The sequence below is a fragment of the Methylobacterium sp. P1-11 genome (assembly GCF_008329595.1).
Classification (GTDB): Bacteria; Pseudomonadota; Alphaproteobacteria; order Rhizobiales; family Beijerinckiaceae; genus Methylobacterium.
This window is the reverse complement of record NZ_NPKS01000008.1, coordinates 155,209-177,712: the sequence shown is the minus strand read 5'-3', so window position 1 is coordinate 177,712 and position 22,504 is coordinate 155,209. Positions and strand designations below refer to the sequence as shown.

Below are 22,504 nucleotides of genomic sequence, written 5' to 3'. Positions count from 1 at the left end.
TGGAGCCGCCCTTGACCATCAAGCCCACCTTCACCGACGCGACACCGGTCACGCTGGAGGCGCCGCCGCTGAGCTTCCTCGACGATGTCCGCGCGGGACTCTCGAAGCCCCAGAAGGTCCTGTCGCCGAAATACTTCTACGACGAGGCCGGGTCCGCGCTGTTCGAGGAGATCACGCAGCTTCCGGAATACTACCCGACGCGCACGGAGATCGGCATCCTCGACGCCTGCGGTCCCGAGATTGCCGCGCTGCTGCCGGAGCACGCGGCGCTGGTGGAGTTCGGCAGCGGCTCGACCGTCAAGCTCCGCCGGCTCCTGCATCACCTCCACACGCTCGCGGCCTACGTGCCGGTGGACGTCTCGGGCGAATTCCTGCGCGGGCAGGCAGAGGCTCTGCAGGGCGACTTCCCGGACCTGCGGGTCGAACCGGTGGTGGCCGACTTCACCCGCGACTTTGACCTGCCGGGGAGTCTGGACGGCCTGCCGCGCGCCGGGTTCTTTCCCGGCTCGACCATCGGCAATTTCGACCCGCACGAGGCCGAGGCGCTGCTGCGCCGGTTCGGGCGGATCCTGGGGCCGGGCGCCCACATGATCGTCGGCGTCGACCTCGTGAAGGACGCGGCGGTGCTGGAGACCGCCTACGACGACGCGCAGGGCGTCACGGCGGCCTTCAACCTCAACCTCCTGACCCGGATCAACCGGGAACTCGCCGGCCGTTTCGAACCCGACGCGTTCAGTCACCGGGCGGTGTTCAACGCCGACGCCTCGCGGATCGAGATGCATCTCGTCTCCCGAGACGCACAGGCCGTGCGGGTCGGCGCCGACACCTTCGCCTTCCTGGCGGGGGAGACGATCCACACCGAGAGCAGCTACAAGTACACGCCGGCCACGTTCCGGGCGCTCACCGAGCGGGCGGGCTGGACGTGGCTGACGGTCTGGACGGACCCGGAGCAGCTGTTCTCGGTCCACGCGCTCCGGCTGGACTGAGGGACGGCCGGGCAGGGGACGCGACCCATGCGTTTCAGCCCGCGCTGGTTCCTGCTGGTGGCGCCGGGCCTCGGCGCCCTTGCCGGGCTGCTCTACGGGGCGATCTTCGGGATCGCCCCGCTGACCGGCACGGCGATCCGCGGCGCGATCATCGGCACGCCGATCCTGCTCTACGAACGCCGGATGCTGGCGCCGCACCTGCGCGACCGCATTCGTGGCCTCGCGACGCCGCTGTTCCTGCTCGCGACGGTGGCGCTCTACATCGCGCTGATCGTGGTCGGGAACGCCGTCGCCAGCACGGTGCTGAACCAGCTGTTCCGCTTCATGTACAGCGAGCGGAACGCGATGCTGATGTCGCAATCCGGCCTGCTCTACGCGCTCGGCATCTCGGCCCTGGTGGTGTTCGTGTTCCGGGTTCGCGACCTGATCGGCCCCGGCGTCTTCGCCAACCTGCTGATCGGGCGCTACCATCGGCCGATCAGCGAGGAGCGGATCTTCCTCTTCCTCGACGTGACCGGGTCGACGCGCTTCGCCGACCGCTACGGCGACCGGGCGGCGCAGGCCTATCTCGGGCAGGTCTTCAACGCCCTGGCGCTGCCGGTGGCGCGCGCCCGCGGCTCGATCGACGACTATGTCGGCGACCTGGCGCTTGTGACCTGGACGATGGAGCGCGGCCTGCGCGACGCCGCCTGCCTGCGCTGTGTCTTCGCGTTCCAGGAACGGCTCGCCGCCGAGGCGGAGAGCTGGCAGGATCGCTTCGGGCAGGTGCCGCAATTCCGCGCCGCGCTGCATTGCGGCCCGGTGGTGACCGCCGAGATCGGGCTGGAGCGGCACAAGATCGCGTATTTCGGCGACGTCGTGAACACGACGGCCCGGCTGGAGGCCCTGTCGAAGACCCTGGGGGTCGACGTGCTCGTCTCGGCCGACCTCCTCGCCCGGATGGGGCCGCTGCCGGACGATCTCGTGGCTGAGGATCTCGGCGCCCACGCCCTGCGCGGCCGCGCCGAGCCCCTGGCCGTGGCGGCGATCCGGCGCCGGGTCGCCGTCGCGGCGCCCGCGCGGCCGCTGCCGAGCCGCGCCGCGACCGCCTGAGCCCGCCCCCGCGACCGGGCGATCAGGCGCCCAGCGCCTTGAGCACCGCCCGGGCGGCGCGCTCGCCGTCGAGCGTTGCGCCGCCGACCGTCATGGCGCCGCCGCCGGCCAGCGCCTCGCCGGCGAAGAACACCCGCTCGCCCACCGGCTCGCGCAGGCGCTCCCGGGCCTCGGCGTGGCCCGGGGCGACGATGGAGTAGGAGCCCCGGGCGTACGGATCCGTCCACCAGCCGGCGAGGCGCCCAGCCCGGACGGCGCTTCGGGCATCGCCGCCGAGGATCGCGACCAGGCGCTCGGTGGCGAGCGCCGCGGCGGCCGCCTCGCCGGCCCGACACAGGTCCCGAGCGAGATCGCCGCCGAGATTCGCCACTGCCAGGGACCGGCCGAACGGCTGCATCTCGAAGTAGATCGTCGGGCCTCCTGTCGCCACCGACACCGCGTCGCCGAGGGCGGCCGCGTCGCGCAGCGCAGGATCAAGGCGCAGGCCGATCTTGGTGTAGGCGCCCATCGACAGCCCGCCGAGCGCGGTCCGGGCGGCGTCCGGCAGGTCCGGCGTGAACGCCACGGCACCGGCCTTCAGCACGCCCACCGGCACCGTGACGATCGCCGCTGCGGCCGCGAGGGTGCCCCGCGCGGTGTCGACCAGGACCTCGCGGCTCGACCAGTCGATCCTCCGTACGGGACAGCCGAGGCTGACCGGCAGATCGGCAAAATGCCGCGCCACCAAGTCGCCGTAGCCGTCGATCCAGAGGTCCGAGCCGGACCAGAGCCGGTCGTAGTCGACGGCCGAGACCCGCTCGGGATCCTCGCCGAGGGAGAGCCTGCTCAGGCCGGCCGCGGCTGTCGCGGCATCCGGACCGCCGGTCCGGGCCGCCTCCGCAAGGGAGGGATCGCCACCCTTCGGGGCGAGGAGCGCGTCGAGGCCGGAGAAGCCTGCACGCCGCTGCGCCGCCTCCGAGGCGGTGGCCGGACGGCCGTCGACGACGAGCCGGCGCGCCCAGCCATCCTCGCGAGCGACGTGCGACTCGGCCGCCCGAGCGATGGGCGCCCAGGGATTGCGCTCGGCCCAGTGGATGTACTCGGCGCCGGCATCGAACCTGAACGCGGCGCCGAGCGCGCGGTCGGTGAAGGCGCGGCCACCGATCCGCTCTCGAGCCTCGACCAGGGTAAAGTTTTGTCCGGCCGCCCGCAGGAGAGCGGCAGCGGCGAGCCCGGCGGCCCCGGCGCCGACGACGACCACGGGTCCGCTGCCGGCCCGGATCCGGAGGGCCGGCATCGCCAGGAGGGGAGCGGCGAGAAGCGAACGTCGAGTCGGTGTCATGGGCGCGCCCGCGCGGCTCCCTCCGGAGGCGTCGGCCTCTACGCGCGGGGCGCGCGGCGGCGCGCTATCCGCGCGCGCCCTGGCTGCCCGAGCGCTTCTCCATCATGGCCTTGACCTGCATCAGCTGGTCCCAGACCTGGCCCGGCGAGGTGCCGAAGAAGTCGAAGCCGGCGTTAATGCCCCAGTAGATGCCGAAGCAGATGAACGGCACGAGCACCCAGGCGAGCACCTCCTCGCCGCGCCGCCGCCGCTGGCGACGCCGGCGCCGCTCCTCGCGGCGGGTGAGCTTCTTGGCGGGCGCCGGCTGCGCGATGGGGGACAGAGGTCCCTCGTGCAGATTGTCAGTCATGGGGCGCCTCCTCGCCGCGGCGCATACGCGTCGCGGCGGTCATAGACCGGCTGCCCCCGAGTCCGGAAGGCCGCCAGCCGGCATGCACACCATTAGGCGCGCACGAGTGGCACCTTCGGCACGGTCCGGACGCCGCCGCCCGAGCTGCCGCCGCCGCCCTTGTTGTCCTTCGGCATCTTCTTCCGGGACGCGGCGCGCGGCTTGGCGCGTTTGTGGCGCTTGGCGGCGTTCGTCACGTCCTTCTCGGGCTTGGGCGTGACAGGACCGGCCGGGAAATCGAAGCCCAGGCTGTCCTTGGCACCGGCCTTGGCTTCGGCATCTTCCGGCTTGCGCACGACCACCCGGACCGCGCCGCCATCCTTCAGCTTACCGAAAAGCACCTCGTCGGCGAGTGGCGTCTTGATGGTCGACTGAATCAGCCTGGCCATCGGACGTGCGCCCATCGCGTCGTCGTAGCCGTGCTCGACCAGCCAGTCCCGAGCCTCGTCCGACAACTCGATCGTGACGTTGCGGTCGGCGAGCTGCGCCTCCAGCTGGAGGACGAACTTGTCGACCACCTTCGCCACCACGTCCTTCGGCAGGTGGCCGAAGGAGATGATCGCGTCGAGACGATTGCGGAATTCCGGCGCGAACAGCCGGTTGATCGCCTCGACATCGTCCCCGGTGCGCTTCGACTGCGTGAAGCCGTAGGCCGCCTTCGCGAGATCCGAGGCACCCGCATTCGACGTCATGATGATGATGACGTTGCGGAAATCGACCTGCTTGCCGTTGTGGTCGGTCAGCTTCCCGTGGTCCATCACCTGCAGCAAGATGTTGAACAGGTCCGGGTGCGCCTTCTCGATCTCGTCAAGGAGGAGCACGCAATGCGGGTGCTGGTCGATCCCGTCGGTGAGCAGGCCGCCCTGATCGAAGCCGACGTAACCGGGGGGCGCGCCGATCAGGCGGCTCACTGTGTGGCGCTCCATGTATTCCGACATGTCGAACCGCAGCATCTCAACGCCGAGCGAGGCGGCGAGCTGCTTGGCGGCCTCGGTCTTGCCGACGCCGGTCGGACCCGCGAACAGGTACGAGCCAATCGGCTTGTCCGGGTCGCGCAGGCCGGCCCGGGCCAGCTTGATCGCCGAGGTCAGGGCCTCGATGGCGTTCGGCTGGCCGTAGACCACGCGCTTGAGGTTCTCGGTCAGGTGCTGGAGCACCACCGCGTCGTCCTTGGAGACGGTCTTGGGCGGGATCCGGGCCATCGTGGCGATGGTCGCCTCAATCTCCTTGATGCCAATGGTGCGCTTGCGGCGCGCCTCGGGCACCAGCATCTGCGAGGCGCCGGTCTCGTCGATCACGTCGATCGCCTTGTCGGGCAGCTTGCGGTCGTTGATGTAGCGGGCCGACAGCTCGACCGCGGCCTTGACGGCCTCGGTCGTGTACTTGAGCTTGTGGAACTCCTCGAAGTACGGCCGCAGGCCCTTCACGATCTCGATCGTGTCGGGGATCGAAGGCTCGTTGACGTCGATCTTCTGGAACCGGCGCACCAGGGCGCGGTCCTTCTCGAAGTACTGCCGGTACTCCTTGTAGGTGGTTGAGCCGATGCAGCGCAGCGTGCCGGAGGCGAGCGCGGGCTTGAGCAGGTTCGACGCGTCCATGGCGCCGCCCGAGGTCGCACCGGCGCCGATCACCGTGTGGATCTCGTCGATGAACATGATCGCGTTCGGGTGCGCCTCGATCTCCTTCATCACCTGCTTGAGGCGCTCCTCGAAGTCGCCCCGGTAGCGGGTGCCGGCGAGCAGCGTGCCCATGTCGAGGGAGAAGACGGTCGCGTCGGCGAGCACCTCCGGCACCTCGTGCTGGATGATCTTGCGCGCCAGACCCTCCGCGATCGCGGTCTTGCCGACGCCAGGATCGCCCACGAGCAGCGGGTTGTTCTTCTGCCGGCGGCAGAGGACCTGGATCGTCCGCTGGACCTCGCTCTCACGGCCGATCAGCGGGTCGATCTTGCCGTCGCGCGCCTTCTTGTTGAGGTTGACGCAGTAGGCGTCGAGCGCGTCGCCCTTCTTCTTCGCGCCGCCACGGGGATCGCCCTCATCGCTCGGCCGCTCGGCAGCGCCCTCATCCTCGGCGCCGCGCACAGGCTTTGCCTCGGAGGCGCCCGGACGCTTGGCGATGCCGTGGCTGATATAGTTGACCGCGTCGTAGCGGGTCATGTCCTGCTCCTGCAGGAAGTAGGCGGCGTGGCTCTCGCGCTCGGCGAAGATCGCCACGAGCACGTTGGCGCCCGTCACCTCCTCGCGACCCGACGACTGGACGTGGATCACGGCACGCTGGATCACGCGCTGGAATCCAGCCGTCGGCTTGGCATCCTGCCGCCCGTCGCCGGTGAGGTTGGAAAGCTCGGTATCGACGTAGTCGACCAAGCTGCGCTTGAGCGTGTCGATCTCGACATTGCAGGCGCGCATGACCGCTGCCGCATCCTGGTCGTCCACGAGGGCGAGCAGGAGATGCTCCAGCGTCGCGTATTCGTGCCGACGTTCCCCGGCGAGCGCCAGGGCGCGGTGGAGGGCTTGTTCTAGGCTGCGTGAGAAGCTTGGCAAAGCTGGCCTCTGTCCTTCGTGCCTACCGCGAGCGGCGCCTATTTCTTTTCCATAACGCACTGGAGAGGATGTTGGTGTTTGCGTGCGAAGTCCATGACCTGCGTCACCTTGGTCTCCGCCACCTCGTAGGTGAAGACCCCGCACTCGCCGACCCCGTTCTGATGCACGTGCATCATGATGTGGTAGGCGTCCTCGTGGCTCTTGTTGAAGAACCGCTCGACCACCAGGACCACGAACTCCATCGGCGTATAGTCGTCGTTCAGAAGGAGTACCCGGTACAGACTCGGCCGCTTCGTCCGCGGCTTGGTCCGCGTAATGATGGCCGTGTTGGATCGGTCATCGCCCCCCGGCGCGCGCGAACCGGATGCCGTGACCGCGATGCGCGCCGGCCGGTGAACCCTCGTCGAACTCGCGGTGCCCTGCATGGGGACCTGTGTCATGTGCGTCGAACCGATCCCTTGCTTGGAGCGGGCGCCGCCGGCCATGAAGGCCGATCCTGATCCTGGCCTGCCGGGAGCAGCGCTCGGCTCCACAGCCGTTAATCTACAGACGGTGAGCCGACTTCGCCAGACTCCTGTGCGCACTTGTCCGCCCTGCACAGCTCGTCCCCGGCGCATATCCGCCGATCCGCTAATGCGCCGGGCTCGGACGGGTGGGGCCGCTCGCCGCCGTCTTCGGCCGCAGAAGCGCATCGGTCAGGCTCAGCATCACGTCGCCGACCGCGGCGAACCGGGCGGCAGCACGCTCCCCGGCCCGGTTCAGAAATGCGGTCTGAAGCGCTTGGATCTCGGCCGGGCTGCGGGCCGCCGCGAGCGCGCGCCAAGTGCCCCCGAGATCGTCGAACCCCTTCTTGAACGAGTCGGCATACTCGATACCGAGGGTCTGGGCTGCCGGGCCCGCAACCCCGAGACGCTGCAGGGGGGTTCCGATCCCGGAGATGGCCGGGCTCGCCGGGAGGGCAGGGGGTCTCTGCATCGCCGATCTCCAGACCGCCGCCGAAAATGCCGGCCGCGCGACCGACATCCTCGGATCACGACGAGAGTGTGCGGGGCGACAGCCAGCGTCAAGCTCGGGCCGGTAAGACCCGACGGCCGTAGCCGGCAAGGGATGCCAGGCCGTGACCGTCCGCAACCGACCGCCCGCAACTGCTGGCTGGAATGACGCGATCCGGCATTCGCCGCGATCGCATTAACGGGCCTGTAACTGCACTTGCCTAACTCTCCAGTGATGCAGCGGGGCCACGCGATCGGCGGGAGGCTCTGCAGGGGATACGACCGGCCAGTTCCGGTCTCGCGAGGCAATCAGGCGTGATGCGTAGCGTAGTAGGCCGCTCCCGGACGATTCCAGCGCTCCCGGCCGCGATCCTGGCCGCCGCGGTCCTGACGACCCTGGCCGCGCCGGCCGAGGCCCGGCGCGGCCGGCACCATCACCATGCCCGCGCCGGTGGCGGCTACAATCCGCCCTATGCCGCGATGGTTGTGGATGTGAAGAGCGGCAAGACCCTGCACGCGGTCAACGAGGACGCCCTGCGTCACCCGGCCTCGATCACCAAGGTGATGACGCTCTACATGCTGTTCGAGCAGATGGAGCGAGGCAAGTTCGCCCTAGATTCCGAGCTCACCATCTCGGCCCATGCCGCCGCACAGGCGCCGTCGAAGCTCGGCCTGCGTCCCGGTCAGACCATCTCGGTCGAGGATGCCATCAAGGCGATCGTGACGAAGTCGGCGAACGACGTGGCCTGCGCCATCGGCGAGAACATCGCCGGTTCCGAGGAGCGCTTCGCCCAGCTGATGACCGCGAAGGCCCATGCGCTCGGCATGAGCCGGACGCATTACGCCAACGCCTCCGGTCTGCCCGATCCCGACCAGCTCACAACTGCCCGCGACCTGACCGTGCTGGCCCGCGCGATCCAGGATCGCTTTCCGCACTATTACCGCTACTTCCAGACCCGTTCCTTCGCGTTCCGCGGCCGGGTGATCGGCAACCATAACCATCTGCTGGGCAACGTTCAGGGCGTCGACGGGATCAAGACCGGCTACACGCGGGATTCCGGCTTCAACTTGATGACCGCCGCGAAGTCCGAAGGACGCCAGATCGTTGCGATCGTGCTGGGCGGCAAGTCCGGCGCGGGCCGCGACCGGATCATGGCCGACCTCGTCCGCTCCAGCCTGCCGCGGGCCTATGCCGGCGCCCGGATCTCGGCGCCCGTCACCGAGGTCGCCGAGCGCGCCCGTCCGGCGGTCATCGCTGACGCAGTCTCGCGGACCCGCACGCAGGTCGCCTCCGCCGACGACGAGGATGTCGAGACCACCGGCACCACCGGCGAGCCCCTCGATCTGTCCCCGTCCAAGACGACGACACCGGGCGGCACCTGGAAGCCCGGGCCGCAGGGGATCCCGAAGGCGGCCCAGGCCTATGCCGGCGCCGGCAATGCTCAGCCGCCCTTTCCGGGGGCGTCCAAGTCGACGGCCCGGGTGGCGTCACTCGAACGCGATGAGCCTCCGAAGGCGGTTTCCGGCTCCCGCGTCGTACCGACCGCCTGGGTGGTCCAGCTCGGCGCCATGGACGACGAGACCAAGGCCCGCGCGATGCTCTCCGAGGCACGCGCCAAAGTCGGCGGAAGCCTCTCGAGGGCTGCGCCCTACACCGTCAAGGTCGAGCATGGCGGCACCACGCTGTTCCGTGCCCGCTTCTCGGGCTTCGCCGAGCAGGATTCCGCCCAGGAGGCCTGCTCGGCCCTGAAGCGCAGCGGCTTCAGCTGCTTTGCCACCCGGAGCTGAGGCGCCCGGCAGCGCCCTAAGAGACCTCGCTCAAGACAATCATGGGCGCACCCGAGTGCCCGTGGACGACAGGGCCGCGACTGAGTTTGCTCGCGGCCGCCAATCGGTATCTCTCTGACAACGCGCGTGGAGTTCAGCGATGTCGGTTCAGAAGCCTGTCCCGGGCCGCGTTGACGCGCGCCGCCCGCTCGGCGCTGCCCCCCTGGTCGGGGTGAGCGCGCTTCATCAGAGACCGGTGGGCCGACCGGATCTCCTCAGCGGTCGCCCCGCTCTGAAGCCCCAGGACCTGGTACGCCTCCTCTTGCGTCATCGCCCCTGGGTTCGGCGGACGGCGCGGCCGCGGGTGACGATCGCCCTCAGCGTCTACACGCCATCCGGGCGACCTGCGGTCGAGATACGGCTCTAGCAGGGCGGCGCCCGCGGCGTCGCGGAGGCGGCAGAGGCGCAGCAGCTCGACCACGGCCCCGGTGGGCATGGCGTCGAGCCACGTGCCGGCACCCGGCCCCGCGATGACCCGGCCGGTGCGCAGGCTGCCGTCGGGGCGCAGGAGGGCGTCAATCAGAGTCGTGCGGAAGCGGCGATCCTCACCGTCGCGGGCTCCCTGACCGGGACCTGGCCGGATGAAGCGGCGGAGCCGTGCGGTCATCGCGGCCTGCCCCTCGATCAACCAGACGCCGCTGAGCCCGAGGAGCGCCGCGAGGACGAAGTTGCCGCGCAGGAGCAGAAATCCGGCGGCGAGCAGCGCGAAGGCGCCGAAGGTCGGCAGCCGCGCGCCCCCGAGGGCGGCGCCGAGGCCCGCCCCAAGACCGCGCTTGAGCCGCCGGCCGAGGCCGCCGTTCTTGGACAGCCACCACAGGGTCAGGCAGGCGAGCAGGCCGGCGAACAGCATCATCGCTCAGCGCCGCACGCCGTAGGCAGCCGAGGCGCTCCCGCCGATCTGGAGGCTCGTTCCGTCGCCCAGATCGTAGAAGCCCGGACGGCGCGGCTTCGGTGCGCGGGTGCCGGCGTCGCAGCCGGGTTGCGGCGGCAGGCGCACGCCCTCGGGGAGATTGTCCTGGCAAAGGCGCGCGCGCGTGGGCGGCTCGCCGGCCTGCGCGGCGCCGGCGATCAGCATGATGGGGAGGATGAGCAGAAGGGCGAGGCGGAGACGTCTCATCGCCGGTTCTCCGCGACATCAGCTGTGGTGACGCGGACCTGCCGGATCCGGCCGTCGCGCTCGACCTTCAGAGTCACACCGGCGCCGAGCCCGGCCTCTTCGATGGCTGCCGTCAGGTCCGCGAGCCGATGGACCGGACGATTGTTGGCCTCGACGATCACATCGCCGATGTCGCCGGTCTGTGGGTCGACGCCGCGCAGTCCGGCCTGCGCGGCGGGCGAGCCGGGCAGCACCCGCACGATCACCACACCATCGATGCCGAGGCGCGCGGTGGCCGCTTCCTGCGCGGCGATGATGCCGATGCCGGGATTGCGCACCCGGCCGGCCTTGATCAACTCCGGCACGATCCGGTTCACCACGTCGACGGGGATCGCGAAGCCGATCCCGGCGCTGGCACCGGACGGCGAGACGATGGCGGTGTTGACGCCGATCAGTCGGCCGGCGGAATCGAGCAGGGGTCCGCCGGAATTGCCGGGATTGATCGCCGCATCCGTCTGGATGACGCCGGACAATTCGCGGCCCTCGCTTGTCGGCATGCGCCGTCGCACGGCGCTGATCACGCCGGTGGTCAGGGTGTGGTCGAGGCCGAACGGATTGCCGATGGCGAAGGTCGATTGCCCGACCTTCAGATCCGCCGAGGTGCCGATTGCCAGGGGCGGCGGCATGTGCGTCACCCGCCCGAGCTGAAGGACCGCGAGATCGTAAGACGGCGCCAAACCAACCAAGGTCGCGGAGACCACCGTGCCGTCGCTCAGCCGGACGGAGACCGACCCACCGCTCTGCGCGGCGTTCTGCACGACATGGGTGTTGGTGACGATGTGGCCGGCGCCGTCCCAGACGAAGCCGGTGCCCGTCTGTGTGCCGCCCTGCTCGCCCCCCTGATCGTCGAGGTCGAGCAGATCGCGGTTCTGCGCCGCACCCTGCGCGAAAACGTGAACGACGGACGGGCTCGCCCGCTCGAACAGCGCGATGGTCGAGGTCTCAGCCGGCGCCAAATCGCCGCGGGCCAGCACCGCCCGCGGCGTGTCGGCGGAATAGAGGAGGGGCTGCAAATAGGGTTGGGCGACGTAGAGCGCCAGCAGGACCAGGACCGCGGCGAGGACGATGCGCACGGTGCGATCCGGCACGGGTGTCTCCGAAAGAAGCGCGAAGGCAGGCCCTCGACGGGCTGAGCCTTAAGTGCGCGTTCAGGATCGGGGCGTCAACACAGAGGGGCACGGCCGCCAATAGGCCCCTGACGTGTTCTGGCGCACGTCGGCGACCGGCGCAAACTGGCTAACGGAATGGTTATCATTCAGGAGCCACAATTCTTGCAAGTCCAGGGCAGTTCAATCGCGCTCGATACGGACATGGAAAACCGAAACACGCTCATTCTCGTGCCTCGGCACGAGAGGCTGGTTTCGAAAACCGCCCGAATTGATCGCAAAGCTGCCGCAGAGATGCTTGCATTGACGCTCAGACCCTTGATCGCCGCAACCTCCCGGCTCAGCCCGGCCGCGGCGATCTGAACGGTCAAAAACGGTTCGGAAGGACGAGTACCGATGGAAACCGAAGCTCTGGAACGGCCCGCGGATCTGACGATCTGGCGCACGGCCCCGGCGAGCGCCCCGCTCGCGCAGCCCGAGCGCTACGATACCCTGCGCGAGGCAATCGCCGCCGCGGCCGGCGCCTTGACCGACCCGGCCAAGCAGCCCTGGATCATCACGGAAGAAGGCGAGATCCTGTCGCCGAACTGGATCCGCACCTACCTGAACTGACGGTCGCTCACCCGAAGAACGGGGATACCGGGGACGGCGGCGCAATGCCCCGCCCCGGGGCCTCGCTCTAGTCTCTCACGTCGAGACCTCACTCCGCCGCGTCCGACTGGCGAAAGCCCTCGATACCGACTTGGTCGGGGTTGATCGCGTGCAGCGCCCGCCGGGCCGCCTCGAGGGGGTGCTCGGCCTCGATCCGGACGGAGGTGAGATCCGGGCTCTTGTAGACCGTTACGATCGTGTCCATCACCTCGGTCAGCGTCGTGCGCTTGTCCTCGGGGGCGGCGATCAGGAGCTGCAGCCCCCAGGCGCGGTAGAGATCGACCAGCGCCTGGCTGTTGCGCACATCGAGCTTTGAGAACGCCTCATCGAGCAGGCACAGGCCCAAGCCCGGATTCTCGTCGCCCGGACGGTCGCCTGGATAATAAGCGCTGGCGAGCGAGGCGGCGATCGCAACATAGAACGGCGCCTGCGCCTCGCCGCCGGAGCCGCGCAGCGCCCGGGCCGACATCGTGGTGCGGTTGCCCGCCCGGTCGCGCATGCCGATTTCATAGACGAAATAGTTGCGGTAATCGGCGAGCCGCGCCGCGTCCTCCTCGCCGGCGATCAGCGCGGTGATCTCCTCAAGCGCGGCCGCCATCGGTCCCTCGGCCTCGCCGGCGAGCAGCGCCTGCGCGGCCTCGGGCGAGCGGGCGGTCTCGGTGGCCAGCGCGTGGACAGCGGCGTAGCGGCGGTCGACCGCCGCCTCGAACGCGTAGGTCTGGCCGGTGAAGCTGCGGGCCGAGAGCCGCTCGTTCAGGGCCGCGAGCCGGGCATGGACCCGCTCGAACCGGTCGGCAAGGCGCGTCAGCAGGTCCTCGGTCATGAGGCGGCGCATCTCGGACTCGGCCCGCTCGGCCTGCGCCCGGTACCGGCGCAGCTCGTGCCCCTCGACCGCCTCGTATTCCCGCCGCACCCAGGCGAAGCCGTCGATCGCCGGGGCGTCGCCCGAGGCGAGCGGGTTCTCCACCCGCCAGGCGGCGCAGGCCTCCGCCAGCTCGCGCTCGGCGATCCGCCCGTGCGAGCGGGCGGCCTCAGCGGAATCCCGGGCGAGGCCGCGCTCGGCACTCACCCGCGACCCGGCTGCCTTGGCGTCGAGGCCGGCCAGCGCCCGCCGCGCCTCGGCGACCAAGCCGAGGTCGAAGGGCTCGGCGCGGGCGAGGCGCACCCGCGCCGCGTCGCCTGCACTCAGCTGGCGCAGGGCCGCGCGGCGGGCGGACAGGGCGGCGCGGACGGCCTCGCGCACCGGCCCCATCCGGGCGCGCAGAGCCGCCTCGTCGGCGAGCAGGCGGTCGAGCTTCGGCTCCAGCTCCTCCGACAATTCCCGCAGGTAGCCGACCCGCTCGGTGGTCAGCGCGGCGATCTCGGCAGTCAGCCCGGCCGTGTCGCGCTTCTCGATGCCCTCCCGCTCGGTCTGGGCCGTGCGCCGCCGTCCCTCGAGACCGTCGAGCTCGGACCGCAGGGCCTCCACGTCGTCGAGACCCCGGGCGACGCGGGCCCGGATCGCGGCGGCCGTCCGGGCGGCCTCGCGCAGCACCGCGGCCTCGCCACGCAAGCGCCGCGCCTCCGCAACGGCGATCTCGTGGGCGCGGCGGCTGTCGGCGGTCGGCCCGCGATGACCGCGGGTCATCAGCAGGTCGACGCTGCGGGTCACCGTATAGGCCATGCCGGCCGTGGTCCGGCCGCTCGGCGCCACGGCCCGGGACAGGCGCGCCAGTTCGGCATCGTCCCGGGCGAGGTCGTAGCCGCCGAGCCGCACGCCGAGGAAGGCCTCCGCGTGGGGGTCGCTGGTCTCGATCACGGTCAGCGGCCCGTCGTCGTAGCGGCGCGACCGCTGTTTGGCGGTGTCGGTGGTCTTGACCAGGATGCAGCGGCTGAAGCGGTCGCGGCCCGACTGCAGCACGCCGAGCGCCTCGTTCAGCCGGTCGGGGGCGACCACCAGGGCCTCGCGCGCGCGCCCGAGCAGACCTTCGAGCGCCGGCCCCCAGGTCGGGTCGACGATCTCGGCCAGCTCGCAGATCGGCATCGCGTCGATGCCGCGCCGCTCCAGCTCGCCGCGGAACGCCACCGTGTCGGAGGACAGGCGCACCGCCGGGCCGCCGCCGGTGCGCGGCGCCGTGCGCTCGGCCTCGCTCTCCTGGGCGCGCGCCTTGACGGCCGCGTCCTCGGCGGCCCGCTCCAGGGCCTCATCGAAATCGGGCAGGCGCGCGAGGCCGTCGGCGAGCTCGGCCAGCGGCCCCTCGGGGCGAAGGATCTCCTCGGGGGAAGATTCCCGGCGCAGGCCCGCCCGTGCGCAGGCCTCGGCGAGGCGGGCCGCCTGCGGGCAGCTCTGGCGCAGGATCGGGGCGACCGGCTGGAGCTTGGCCATCTGCCCGACGAGGGCGACGAGGTCGCCGATCCGGCCGATCAGCTCCTTGCGGTCCCGCTCCAGCATGGACAGGCCGAGCGTCGAGGCGGCGAGCCGACCCTCGGCGGCGCTCGCGGCGGCCAGCGCCTTCTTCTCGGCGATCTCGCCGTCGATCTCGCGGACGTAGCCGCGGCTCGCCGCGACCCGCTCGCGGGCGATGCGCAGGGTGTCGGCGCCCTCGCGGAGCCGGCTCCGGACGGCGATCAGGTCGAGGCTGCGGCGGCGCAGCTCGGCGCTGGCCGCCCGCAGCTCGTGCGTCGCGGCGGCGAGGACCGCCTCACCCCAGGCCTCGTAGCGGTCGCGCAGGCGCCGCAGGCGCCCGAGCCGGCTCTCCAGCTCGGCGATGGTCTCCAGGAGGCGCCGCCAGTTGGCGATGGATTGGCGCACGCGCTCGACGTCGAGGGGCTCCGGGTCGAGCACGAAGGCGCGCACGAAGGCGCTGGTGTCGAAGATCGGCTTGAACGCCACCGCGTTGGCGAAGCTGCGCAGGAAATGGCGCGGCTCCGGCGCCGGCGCACCCTCGCGCAGGGTGGCGAGCACGTCGGCCGTGAAGCGCTCGCCGGAGGTCCGGTACTCGGTGAAGCTCGACGCGCGGGCGCGCAGGTCGGCGGCGATCTCGCTCCAGGGCGCCGTGTAGGTGCCGCCCGGGGCGGTGCGCGCGTAGTCGGACATCTCGAACCGGTGCCCGACCGCGATGAAGCGCGACAGCACGGTCTCCTTCGGCTCGACAGCCCGAGCCGCCAGGGCGAGTCCGACCGAGACCACGCGGCCGGAATCGGGGTTCTCGAAGACCAGGACCAGCACGGTCTCGCAGGATTCCCGCGTCGGGCGGCCGCCTTCCGCAGGGTCGCTGATCCAGCCGAGGCAGTAATCGCGCACGGTGCGGGCGCTGCGGCCTGAGGCCGAGGCGTTGAGGGCGAGGCGGCTGGCGTTGTTGCCGGCCAGCACCGTGCCGACCGCGTCGAAGATCGTCGATTTCCCGGCCCCGGTCGGCCCGACCAGCGCCGCGGCGCCGCGCAGGCGAATCTGCTCGCGGCGGATCAGGTACCAATTCGAGATAGCGATGTCGGTGAGGACGTACACGATGTCGGTGAGCCGGTCCGGTGGCGGAGAATGATCGGTCCAGTTGGCCGGACTCGGCCGCGTATGCAAGCCGACACACGCGCAGCCCTGCAGCCCGATTCCACCACAGGTTATGACCCTGTTAGCACAACCTGTTCATGCCGTTCCGGTCTCGTCAGCACGACCGGAAATACCGATGCGTCTCAGTCTCAAAGCGAAACTCAGCGGCCTCTTCGCCCTCCTGCTCCTGACGGCGATGGTTCAGGGTGGCGTGACCCTCTACAAGATGCAGTCGGTCGACCAGCGACTTGCGGAGCTGATCGACAACGCCGTGCCGTCGATCAACGAGGCTCAAACGATCAACGCCCTCGTGATGCGCGCGAGACTGTGGCAGTTCCGCTACGTGACGGCGGATACTGACGCCGAGCGCGAAACCAGCCTGCAGAACGCGGACGAGATGATGCGGAACCGCCAGGCGAAGGCCGAGGCCTACCGCAGCCTGGTGGCTTCGAAAGAGGAGCAGGCGATCTACGACGACCTGCTCGCCAAGCTTGCGGTGCAGCAGACCGACTGGACTCGTCTGCGCGCCTTCCCGGTCGATCAGCACGATCAGGCGCTCGCTTATTTCCGCGGGCCGATGAACGCCAACTACCTCGCGGCCTCGACCACGACCCGCGCGCTCGCCGACCTGAACATCAAGACCGGCGAGGCGGCCGGGCGTACGGCTCGCGACAGCCAGGCCGACGCGGTCCGGACTACCTTCGTGAGCCTGCTCGTCAGCCTCGTCATCGCGCTGGGCGCCATGCTGTATGCCTTCACGGGCGTGTCGCGGCCGCTCGCCCGTATGACGCAGTCCATGCGGCGCCTCGCCGACGGCGACGCGCAGGCCGAGATTCCCTACGCGGCGCGGCGGGACGAGATCGGCGCCATGTCGGCGACCGTCGCGGTCTTCCGGGAGAACCTGCTGCATACGCGCGCCCTGGAGGCCGAGACCGCCCAGGCTCGGGCCGGCGCCGAAGCCCAGCGTCGGCAGGCGACGCGCGAGCTCGCCGACCGGTTCGAATCCACCGTCGGCGGCATCGTCGGCTCGGTGACATCGGCGGCGACGCAGCTCCAGGCCACGGCCCAGAGCCTCACCGCGACGGCGACGCAGACGGCCGGCCAGTCGACCAGCGCAGCGGCGGCCGCCGAGGAGGCCTCCACGAACGTGACCACAGTCGCGGCGGCGGCCGAGGAGCTCGGCTCTTCGGTCAACGAGATCGGCCGTCAGGTCGGCTCCTCCGCGGATCTGGCGCAGGCCGCCGTCCGCGAGGCGGCCGCCACGGCCGACCTCGTCCAGGCCTTGAGCACCGGCGCGCGCCGGGTCGGCGAGGTGGTGGACCTGATCTCGGCGATCGCCAGTCAGACCAACCTGCTGGCGCTGAACGCCACGATCGAGGCCGCGCGCGCGGGCACCGCCGGCCGCGGCTTCGCGGTCGTCGCAACCGAGGTGAAGGCGCTGGCCGACCAGACCGCCAAGGCCACGGCCGAGATCTCGGCGCAGATCGCGCAGATCCAGGGCTCGACCGGTCAGGCTGTCCAGGCCATCGACGGCATCGCCGGCCGCATCCGCGAGATCAGCGGCATGGCCAACTCCATCGCGGCGGCGGTGGAGGAGCAGGGCGCGGCCACCCAGGAGATCGTCCGCAACGTCGCCGACGCGGCGACCGGGACCGAGTCGGTGACCGCCAACGTCAGCGGCGTCGCGGGCGCCGCCGAGGAGACCGGCGCGGCAGCCGCGCAGGTCCTGGCCTCAGCCTCCGAGATGGCCCGCCAGGCGGCCCATCTCGGCAGCGAGGTCGAGCACTTCCTGGCGACGGTCCGGGCGGCCTGACCGGGAGCTGGCAGGCACGGCGCGGTCGCCCGGGGACGCGTTCCGGAGCGGCCGGCGCCGGCCTCAGGCCTCGCCGGCCTCGGACCACGCCCGCAGGCGCTCCATCCAGGCGTCGGAGGCCAGCACCGTCACGCCCGGCAGGAGCGCGAGCGGCGTGACCCGCTCGACCCGGTCGCGCTCGCCGAGGCGCAGGCCACCGCGCTTGGCGTAGAGGCGCAGGATGTCGGCGAGCCGGCCCTCCTCGGGGGGCTCGTTGCGTGCCACGGCGCGGATCTTCTCGACGATCTCGTCGGTGGTGCAGTCGACGATCCCGTCCGTGCCGGCCCGATGATCGCGCAGCCCCTCCTCGTAGAGCAGCCGGAGCGCCAGCAGCACCAGGGTCTCGTCCTTGCGCAGGCGCTCCGAGACGATGTCGTGCCGCGGGGCGTCTGCAGCCGGGCTCAGTGAGACCATCTGGTCGCGGTGCGAGACGGTCAGCGCGTAGCCGAGGCAGGCGAAGTAGTCGGTGAAGAACGGCGCGTAGTGCCGGGCGAGCTCGTAGGAGCGGCCGATGTTCTGGGTCTCGGCGTAGATCACCTGACCCTTCAGCAGCACCTGGAGGGCACGGCACAGCTCCTCGGCGTCCGGCGCCCGGGCGCCGGGGGGTGGCGGCTCGTCACCGTCGATGATCGCGCGGAAGCCCTCAAGCACGGGGACGGCGCTCCAACAGGAAATCCGGGCAGTCCAGCCAGCCGTTGACCACCCGCTCGGACAGGCGGGTCAGGGCGTAGCGTGCGCCGAGCTTGGCGTCGAACAGCACGTCGATCTCACGCAGGCGCTGGAACACGATGAAGTCGTCGACGCCCGCGATCACGATTTGCGACCCGCGCAGCCGAACGGCCTTGCCGAGGTGGCCCTCCACGAAGGCGCTCATGCTCTCGGGCGTCACGGTGGTGCGGCGCCGGAACTCTGCCTTCGCGGCCGCGAAGGCGTCGACCACGGGGTCGTCCTCGATGTCGGGCAGCGGCTCCATGTCGATCGCGGCCTTGCGGGTCCGCGGCGCCTGGAGATGCGCGTGCCCGATCGGCGGCCGCAGCAGCGAGACGTCGCCCGGCACCTCGGGGGCGATCTCCGCTCCCCCGACGGCGCGCAGCAGCGCGGCGACGCGCTCGACGCCGCTCGGGTCCGGGCGGTCCATCACGTGCAGCGCGGAGGCGATCCGGCGCTCCAGGCGCGCCACCACGGCGTCGACGGCGTCGAGGTGGTTGTCGAGACCCTCGAACACCGCGAGGATCTGGGCGAGATCGGCCCGGACGGCCTTCTGCGCTGCGTCGAGGTCGGCACTCCGCCCCTCGCGGATCAGGCCCTCGGCCAGTGCCCGGACCGTGAGGGCGTCGCGCAGCGCCCGCCCGGCCTCGCGCACCACGCTGGCGCGGAAGCGGAACGGGTTGAAACGGGTATGCAGCGTCCGGTAGTCGCTGATCAGGTGGCGCTCGACGAAATCCTCGAAGAACAGCCGGAAGGTCTTGGCGCGGTCGGGCTCGCGCAGGATGCGTTCCTCGACCTTGCGCATGCCGGCTGCCAAGCCGCGCACGTGCGACAGGAAGGCGGCCGCGCCCCGGGCGGCGTTGGACAGCGCCTCGGAGCGGTTCGCCGGGTCCGACAGGGCGCTCTCGAGCCCGCCCAACACCTCCAGCACGGCCCCGCCGTACGAGCGGGTCTCGCCCCGTTCCAGCCGCGACAGCTCCTCCAAGAGCAGGCGGGCCTCGGGGTCGAATTCCGCGACCGGAACGTAGCGCTCGCGGCGCTCGATCAGCCAGCCGGTGTCGAGGAGGCGCCGGTAGAGCGCCGTGCGGCGCTCGGTCGGATCCGCCGAGATCGGCTCGTCGCCGCTGATCTCGGGATCGCTCCAGCCGGCGGCGAAGTCGCCGATCTCGGCCAGGAGTTCGGCCTTGCGCACCGGCTCGGCCCCGAGGACGCGCCGGTGCAGGTGCAGGAGCAGGGCGGCGTTGAAGCCGCGGCTCGGCGAGGCGAGCGGCTTGAACAGCTCGTCGGACAGCTGCGCGAACAGCATGGTTCTGAAAACTCTCGCCGCCGCGCAGCCCGAGCCCCGATCGATGCCTTACTTCGCGCCGAGGAGTTCGACGTCGAAGATCAGGGTGGCGTTCGGCGGGATCACGCCGCCGGCGCCGCGGGCGCCGTAGCCGAGCTGCGGCGGGATGATCAGAGTGCGCTTGCCGCCGGTCTTCATGGTGGCGACGCCCTCGTCCCAGCCCTTGATCACTTGGCCGGCGCCGAGGGGGAAGCTGAAGGGCTGGTTGCGGTCGCGGGACGAGTCGAACTTCTTGCCCTTCTTGCCGCCCTCGTCGAGCCAGCCGGTGTACTGGACGGTGACCTGCTGGCCGGCCTTCGGCTCAGGCCCGGTGCCGACGACCTCGTCCTGATACTTGAGGCCCGACGGCGTGGTCACGGTCTCGGCATTGGCGGCTGTGGTCATGGCGATCAACGCGGCTCCGAAGAGGGGGGACAGGCGAGGCATGGTTTCTCCCTGGAGCCGGCGCCGTACGCGCCGGCCTTCGGAGGGCCTTCTATCGCTTCGGACCGGTCCAGGCCAGGGAGGCGGCCGACCGCACCACCGGGACCGCTCAGGCGGCCCGGACGCTGGTGGCCAGGAAGCGGCCCACCTCCGCAAAGAAAGGCTCGGCCCGACAGGGCGCACGCCCCGCTAAGGACAGGGTCCGTCGCTGCGTCATTCGCCTTCGAGGCCGCGGCCACGCCGGCGATGTGACCGACCATTGCGGCGGCGGCCTAAGCCTCTCGGGCGACGTTGCGGACGATCTCTTGCGTGGCGGCGCCCAGCTCTTCAGCCACCGCCGCGACGCTCAGACTCTTTTTGATGCGATTCCCGTTCCGAGCAATTCAGAAAGGCAAGTATCAAGAACAATCATATTTTTTCGCTTACAAAATGCGCCGGATCCGAAATTCTTACTCACGATCCGATGCAAACCTGAAAGCCAGTTTTCTATCTTTCCTGTGCGTAGTTGTTCCCGAACGGAAGCGATCGTCACAGGTGCCTCACAGCACTCCAGTCTGGCCGACCTCCATCAATCAGCCAGAAGGCCCGCGAAATGCGCCACCAAGCGCCGGGCAACCTCGTCCTTGCCGAGGCGCGGCCAGGTCTCGACCGTGCCGTCCCGGCGGATCACGTGCACCGCGTTGTCGGCACCGCCCATCACGCCGCCCTCGGCCGACACATCGTTGGCCACGATCAGGTCGCACCCCTTTCGGGCGATTTTCGCCCGTGCGTGTTCGATAACCCGGTCGGTTTCAGCGGCGAACCCGACCACGAGGGGGGGGCGGCCCGCCGGCCGGCGCGCGATCGTGGCGAGGATGTCGGGATTTTCCACCAGCGACATCGGCGCCGGCCCGGTGCCGTCCTTCTTGATCTTCTTGGTTCCAGCCTCGTGTTCCGGACGCCAATCGGCCACGGCGGCGGCGAAGACCGCGATGTCGGCCGGAAGCGCCGCCTCGACGGCGGCGAGCATCTCCCGGGCAGTCTCGACCTGGACCACCGCGACGCCCGGCGGGTCGGGAAGCGCCACCGGCCCGGAGACCAGGGTGACGGCGGCACCGGCCGCGGCGGCGGCGGCCGCAATGGCGTGGCCCTGGCGGCCCGACGAGCGATTGGCGATGTAGCGGACCGGATCGATTGGCTCATGGGTCGGACCGGAGGTGACGAGCACGCGCCGGCCGACGAGGGGCCCGTCGCCGGCCTGCAGCCCCAGCATCCGCTCCAGCGCGTCGGCGATCTCGTTGGGCTCGGCCATGCGGCCAGGCCCGGATTCGGGCTCCGCCATCCTGCCGGCATTCGGGCCGACGATCCGGATGCCGTCTCCCTCCAGGATCGCGCGGTTCCGCCGGGTCGCCGGATGGGCCCACATCTGGACGTTCATGGCCGGCGCAAGCAGGATCGGCAGGGTCGTCGCCAGCAGGATCGTGGTCGCCAGATCAGCCGCGTGGCCGCCAGCCATGCGGGCCATCAGGTTGGCCGTGGCGGGCGCCACGACCACGGCATCCGCCTGACGGGCCAGCTTGATGTGGCCGATCTCGGCCTCGGAGGCCCGGTCGAACAGGTCGGTATGCGCCCGCTCGCCCGCGAGCGCCGCAGCCGCGAGGGGTGTTACGAATTCCTGCGCCCCTGCGGTCAGCACCGGGCAGACGCTGGCGCCGCGCTCACGCAGGCGCCGGATCAGGTCGAGCGCCTTGTAGGCCGCGATGCCACCGCCGATGACGAGGAGGACGCGGCGCTGGTGGAGGGTCTCGATCATGCGCGCGACCCTCTGCGCGCCGGGACGCGCGCGTCAAGCGGCTCAGGCCGCGGCCGGGACGGCCGGCGCCTTCAGGCCGCCGAACCGGCGCTCGCGGCGGCCGAACTCGGCCACCGCCTCGGCGAGGTCCTCGGGGCCGAAATCAGGCCACATCCGCTCGGTGAAATGCAGCTCGGCATAAGCCGCCTCCCAGAGCATGAAGTCAGAGAGACGGCGCTCGCCGCCGGTGCGGATCAGCAGGTCGACGTCGACGGGCGAACCGTGCATCGGGCCGGCCACCAGCTGGCCGAAGCCCTCGCGCGTCAGGTCATCGCCGTGGAGACGCTGCGCGGCCGCGATGATCGCGTCGCGGGCCGAGTAATCGACGCAGATTCGGAGATGCAGCCGAGTCCCCGCCGCCGTGGCGGCTTCCGCCGCAGCCATCGCCTCGGGGATGCCGTCCGGCAGGCGGTCGCGCCGGCCGACGACGCTGAGGCGGGTGCCGGTGCGGGCAAGGCGCTGGGTCTCGTTGCGCAGGTAGGAGCGCAGAAGCCGCATCAGGCCGCCGACCTCTTCGGTGGGCCGCTGCCAGTTATCCGCCGAGAAGGCGTAGAGCGTGAGCGTGCCGATGCCGAGATCCGGGCAGGCCTCTGCGGTGCGCCGGATCGATTCCACGCCCCGGTGATGGCCGGCCAGCCGCGGCAGGCCGCGTTGCGTGGCCCAGCGCCCGTTACCGTCCATGATGATCGCGGCGTGCAGGGGGCCCGGCACCGCTTCGCTTTGCATCGTAAAGTCTCCCGGCATGGGCGTGGCGTTG

General features: G+C 70.8%; 19 protein-coding genes. 5 read left to right on the top strand and 14 right to left on the bottom strand.

Features of this window, described 5'->3' with window-relative positions:
- Positions 1-11 precede the first annotated feature (11 nt).
- Together egtD and CIW48_RS10830 are read left to right on the top strand one after the other, a co-directional pair.
- Positions 12-986 (top strand): L-histidine N(alpha)-methyltransferase, encoded by a 975-nt coding sequence (gene egtD, locus CIW48_RS10835; protein WP_149310793.1) that lies wholly within the window; start codon positions 12-14, stop codon positions 984-986.
- 27 nt (positions 987-1,013) lie between these two features.
- Positions 1,014-2,078 (top strand): adenylate/guanylate cyclase domain-containing protein, encoded by a 1,065-nt coding sequence (locus CIW48_RS10830; RefSeq protein WP_149310792.1) that lies wholly within the window; start codon positions 1,014-1,016, stop codon positions 2,076-2,078.
- Positions 2,079-2,100: 22 nt separating this feature from the next.
- On the opposite strand, the gene CIW48_RS10825 is transcribed toward CIW48_RS10830, so the two are convergent.
- From CIW48_RS10825 to CIW48_RS10805, 5 genes are all read right to left on the bottom strand, one after another.
- Complete coding sequence (locus CIW48_RS10825; protein WP_149310791.1) at positions 2,101-3,399, bottom strand: FAD-dependent oxidoreductase; 1,299 nt, start codon at positions 3,397-3,399, stop codon at positions 2,101-2,103.
- A gap of 64 nt (positions 3,400-3,463) precedes the next feature.
- On the bottom strand, positions 3,464-3,748 hold the full coding sequence (locus tag CIW48_RS10820; protein ID WP_149310790.1) for a hypothetical protein: 285 nt from the start codon (positions 3,746-3,748) through the stop codon (positions 3,464-3,466).
- 92 nt (positions 3,749-3,840) lie between these two features.
- A complete protein-coding gene (gene clpA, locus CIW48_RS10815; protein ID WP_149310789.1) occupies positions 3,841-6,330 on the bottom strand; it encodes an ATP-dependent Clp protease ATP-binding subunit ClpA in 2,490 nt (829 codons plus the stop codon).
- A 38-nt stretch (positions 6,331-6,368) separates the two neighbouring features.
- The gene (gene clpS / locus CIW48_RS10810; protein ID WP_149310829.1) at positions 6,369-6,755 is read right to left on the bottom strand and encodes an ATP-dependent Clp protease adapter ClpS; all 387 of its coding nucleotides are present in this window, start codon (positions 6,753-6,755) and stop codon (positions 6,369-6,371) included.
- A 205-nt stretch (positions 6,756-6,960) separates the two neighbouring features.
- Entirely contained in the window at positions 6,961-7,305 is a 345-nt protein-coding gene (locus CIW48_RS10805) for a phasin family protein (RefSeq protein WP_149310788.1), read from the bottom strand.
- Between the two features lie 335 nt (positions 7,306-7,640).
- Between CIW48_RS10805 and CIW48_RS10800 the strand changes: the two genes are divergently transcribed.
- Positions 7,641-9,110 (top strand): serine hydrolase, encoded by a 1,470-nt coding sequence (locus CIW48_RS10800; RefSeq protein ID WP_149310787.1) that lies wholly within the window; start codon positions 7,641-7,643, stop codon positions 9,108-9,110.
- 133 nt (positions 9,111-9,243) lie between these two features.
- Here the strand turns inward: CIW48_RS10800 and CIW48_RS10795 are convergent, their stop codons facing one another.
- The 3 genes from CIW48_RS10795 to CIW48_RS10785 are packed head-to-tail and all read right to left on the bottom strand — an operon-like array spanning position 9,244 to position 11,393.
- Entirely contained in the window at positions 9,244-10,002 is a 759-nt protein-coding gene (locus tag CIW48_RS10795) for a DnaJ domain-containing protein (RefSeq protein ID WP_149310786.1), read from the bottom strand.
- A gap of 3 nt (positions 10,003-10,005) precedes the next feature.
- Positions 10,006-10,266, bottom strand: coding sequence for a hypothetical protein (locus CIW48_RS10790; protein ID WP_149310785.1), 261 nt, complete (start codon positions 10,264-10,266; stop codon positions 10,006-10,008).
- Positions 10,263-11,393, bottom strand: coding sequence for a trypsin-like peptidase domain-containing protein (locus tag CIW48_RS10785; protein WP_149310784.1), 1,131 nt, complete (start codon positions 11,391-11,393; stop codon positions 10,263-10,265). The genes CIW48_RS10790 and CIW48_RS10785 overlap by 4 nt, the downstream gene beginning before the upstream one ends.
- Before the next feature lie 414 nt (positions 11,394-11,807).
- Here CIW48_RS10785 and CIW48_RS10780 point away from each other — a divergent pair, with 414 nt between their 5' ends.
- Positions 11,808-12,023, top strand: coding sequence for a hypothetical protein (locus CIW48_RS10780; protein WP_091780115.1), 216 nt, complete (start codon positions 11,808-11,810; stop codon positions 12,021-12,023).
- Between the two features lie 88 nt (positions 12,024-12,111).
- On the opposite strand, the gene CIW48_RS10775 is transcribed toward CIW48_RS10780, so the two are convergent.
- A complete protein-coding gene (locus CIW48_RS10775; protein WP_149310783.1) occupies positions 12,112-15,549 on the bottom strand; it encodes an SbcC/MukB-like Walker B domain-containing protein in 3,438 nt (1,145 codons plus the stop codon).
- 175 nt (positions 15,550-15,724) lie between these two features.
- Between CIW48_RS10775 and CIW48_RS10770 the strand changes: the two genes are divergently transcribed.
- Positions 15,725-17,401: a methyl-accepting chemotaxis protein gene (locus tag CIW48_RS10770; protein ID WP_149310782.1), complete on the top strand. Its 1,677-nt coding sequence runs from the start codon at positions 15,725-15,727 to the stop codon at positions 17,399-17,401.
- A gap of 63 nt (positions 17,402-17,464) precedes the next feature.
- On the opposite strand, the gene CIW48_RS10765 is transcribed toward CIW48_RS10770, so the two are convergent.
- From CIW48_RS10765 to CIW48_RS10745, 5 genes are all read right to left on the bottom strand, one after another.
- Positions 17,465-18,091, bottom strand: coding sequence for a DUF4194 domain-containing protein (locus tag CIW48_RS10765; RefSeq protein WP_149310781.1), 627 nt, complete (start codon positions 18,089-18,091; stop codon positions 17,465-17,467).
- Complete coding sequence (locus CIW48_RS10760; RefSeq protein ID WP_149310780.1) at positions 18,084-19,454, bottom strand: Wadjet anti-phage system protein JetA family protein; 1,371 nt, start codon at positions 19,452-19,454, stop codon at positions 18,084-18,086. The genes CIW48_RS10765 and CIW48_RS10760 overlap by 8 nt, the downstream gene beginning before the upstream one ends.
- A 48-nt stretch (positions 19,455-19,502) precedes the next feature.
- A complete protein-coding gene (locus CIW48_RS10755) occupies positions 19,503-19,919 on the bottom strand; it encodes an FKBP-type peptidyl-prolyl cis-trans isomerase (RefSeq protein WP_053610948.1) in 417 nt (138 codons plus the stop codon).
- Positions 19,920-20,484: 565 nt separating this feature from the next.
- Complete coding sequence (gene coaBC / locus CIW48_RS10750) at positions 20,485-21,708, bottom strand: bifunctional phosphopantothenoylcysteine decarboxylase/phosphopantothenate--cysteine ligase CoaBC (RefSeq protein WP_149310779.1); 1,224 nt, start codon at positions 21,706-21,708, stop codon at positions 20,485-20,487.
- 42 nt (positions 21,709-21,750) lie between these two features.
- A complete protein-coding gene (locus tag CIW48_RS10745; protein ID WP_149310778.1) occupies positions 21,751-22,473 on the bottom strand; it encodes a di-trans,poly-cis-decaprenylcistransferase in 723 nt (240 codons plus the stop codon).
- Positions 22,474-22,504 lie beyond the last annotated feature (31 nt).

Coding starts and splice junctions, on each gene's coding strand:
- CIW48_RS10820 (WP_149310790.1), bottom strand. CDS start 3,748: ATGACTGACAATCTGCACGAGGGACCTCTGTCCCCCATCGCGCAGCCG.
- CIW48_RS10770 (WP_149310782.1), top strand. CDS start 15,725: ATGCGTCTCAGTCTCAAAGCGAAACTCAGCGGCCTCTTCGCCCTCCTG.
- CIW48_RS10825 (WP_149310791.1), bottom strand. CDS start 3,399: ATGACACCGACTCGACGTTCGCTTCTCGCCGCTCCCCTCCTGGCGATG.
- CIW48_RS10830 (WP_149310792.1), top strand. CDS start 1,014: ATGCGTTTCAGCCCGCGCTGGTTCCTGCTGGTGGCGCCGGGCCTCGGC.
- clpS (WP_149310829.1), bottom strand. CDS start 6,755: ATGCAGGGCACCGCGAGTTCGACGAGGGTTCACCGGCCGGCGCGCATC.
- CIW48_RS10745 (WP_149310778.1), bottom strand. CDS start 22,473: ATGCAAAGCGAAGCGGTGCCGGGCCCCCTGCACGCCGCGATCATCATG.
- CIW48_RS10780 (WP_091780115.1), top strand. CDS start 11,808: ATGGAAACCGAAGCTCTGGAACGGCCCGCGGATCTGACGATCTGGCGC.
- coaBC (WP_149310779.1), bottom strand. CDS start 21,708: ATGATCGAGACCCTCCACCAGCGCCGCGTCCTCCTCGTCATCGGCGGT.
- CIW48_RS10760 (WP_149310780.1), bottom strand. CDS start 19,454: ATGCTGTTCGCGCAGCTGTCCGACGAGCTGTTCAAGCCGCTCGCCTCG.
- CIW48_RS10805 (WP_149310788.1), bottom strand. CDS start 7,305: ATGCAGAGACCCCCTGCCCTCCCGGCGAGCCCGGCCATCTCCGGGATC.
- CIW48_RS10790 (WP_149310785.1), bottom strand. CDS start 10,266: ATGAGACGTCTCCGCCTCGCCCTTCTGCTCATCCTCCCCATCATGCTG.
- CIW48_RS10755 (WP_053610948.1), bottom strand. CDS start 19,919: ATGCCTCGCCTGTCCCCCCTCTTCGGAGCCGCGTTGATCGCCATGACC.
- CIW48_RS10800 (WP_149310787.1), top strand. CDS start 7,641: ATGCGTAGCGTAGTAGGCCGCTCCCGGACGATTCCAGCGCTCCCGGCC.
- CIW48_RS10795 (WP_149310786.1), bottom strand. CDS start 10,002: ATGATGCTGTTCGCCGGCCTGCTCGCCTGCCTGACCCTGTGGTGGCTG.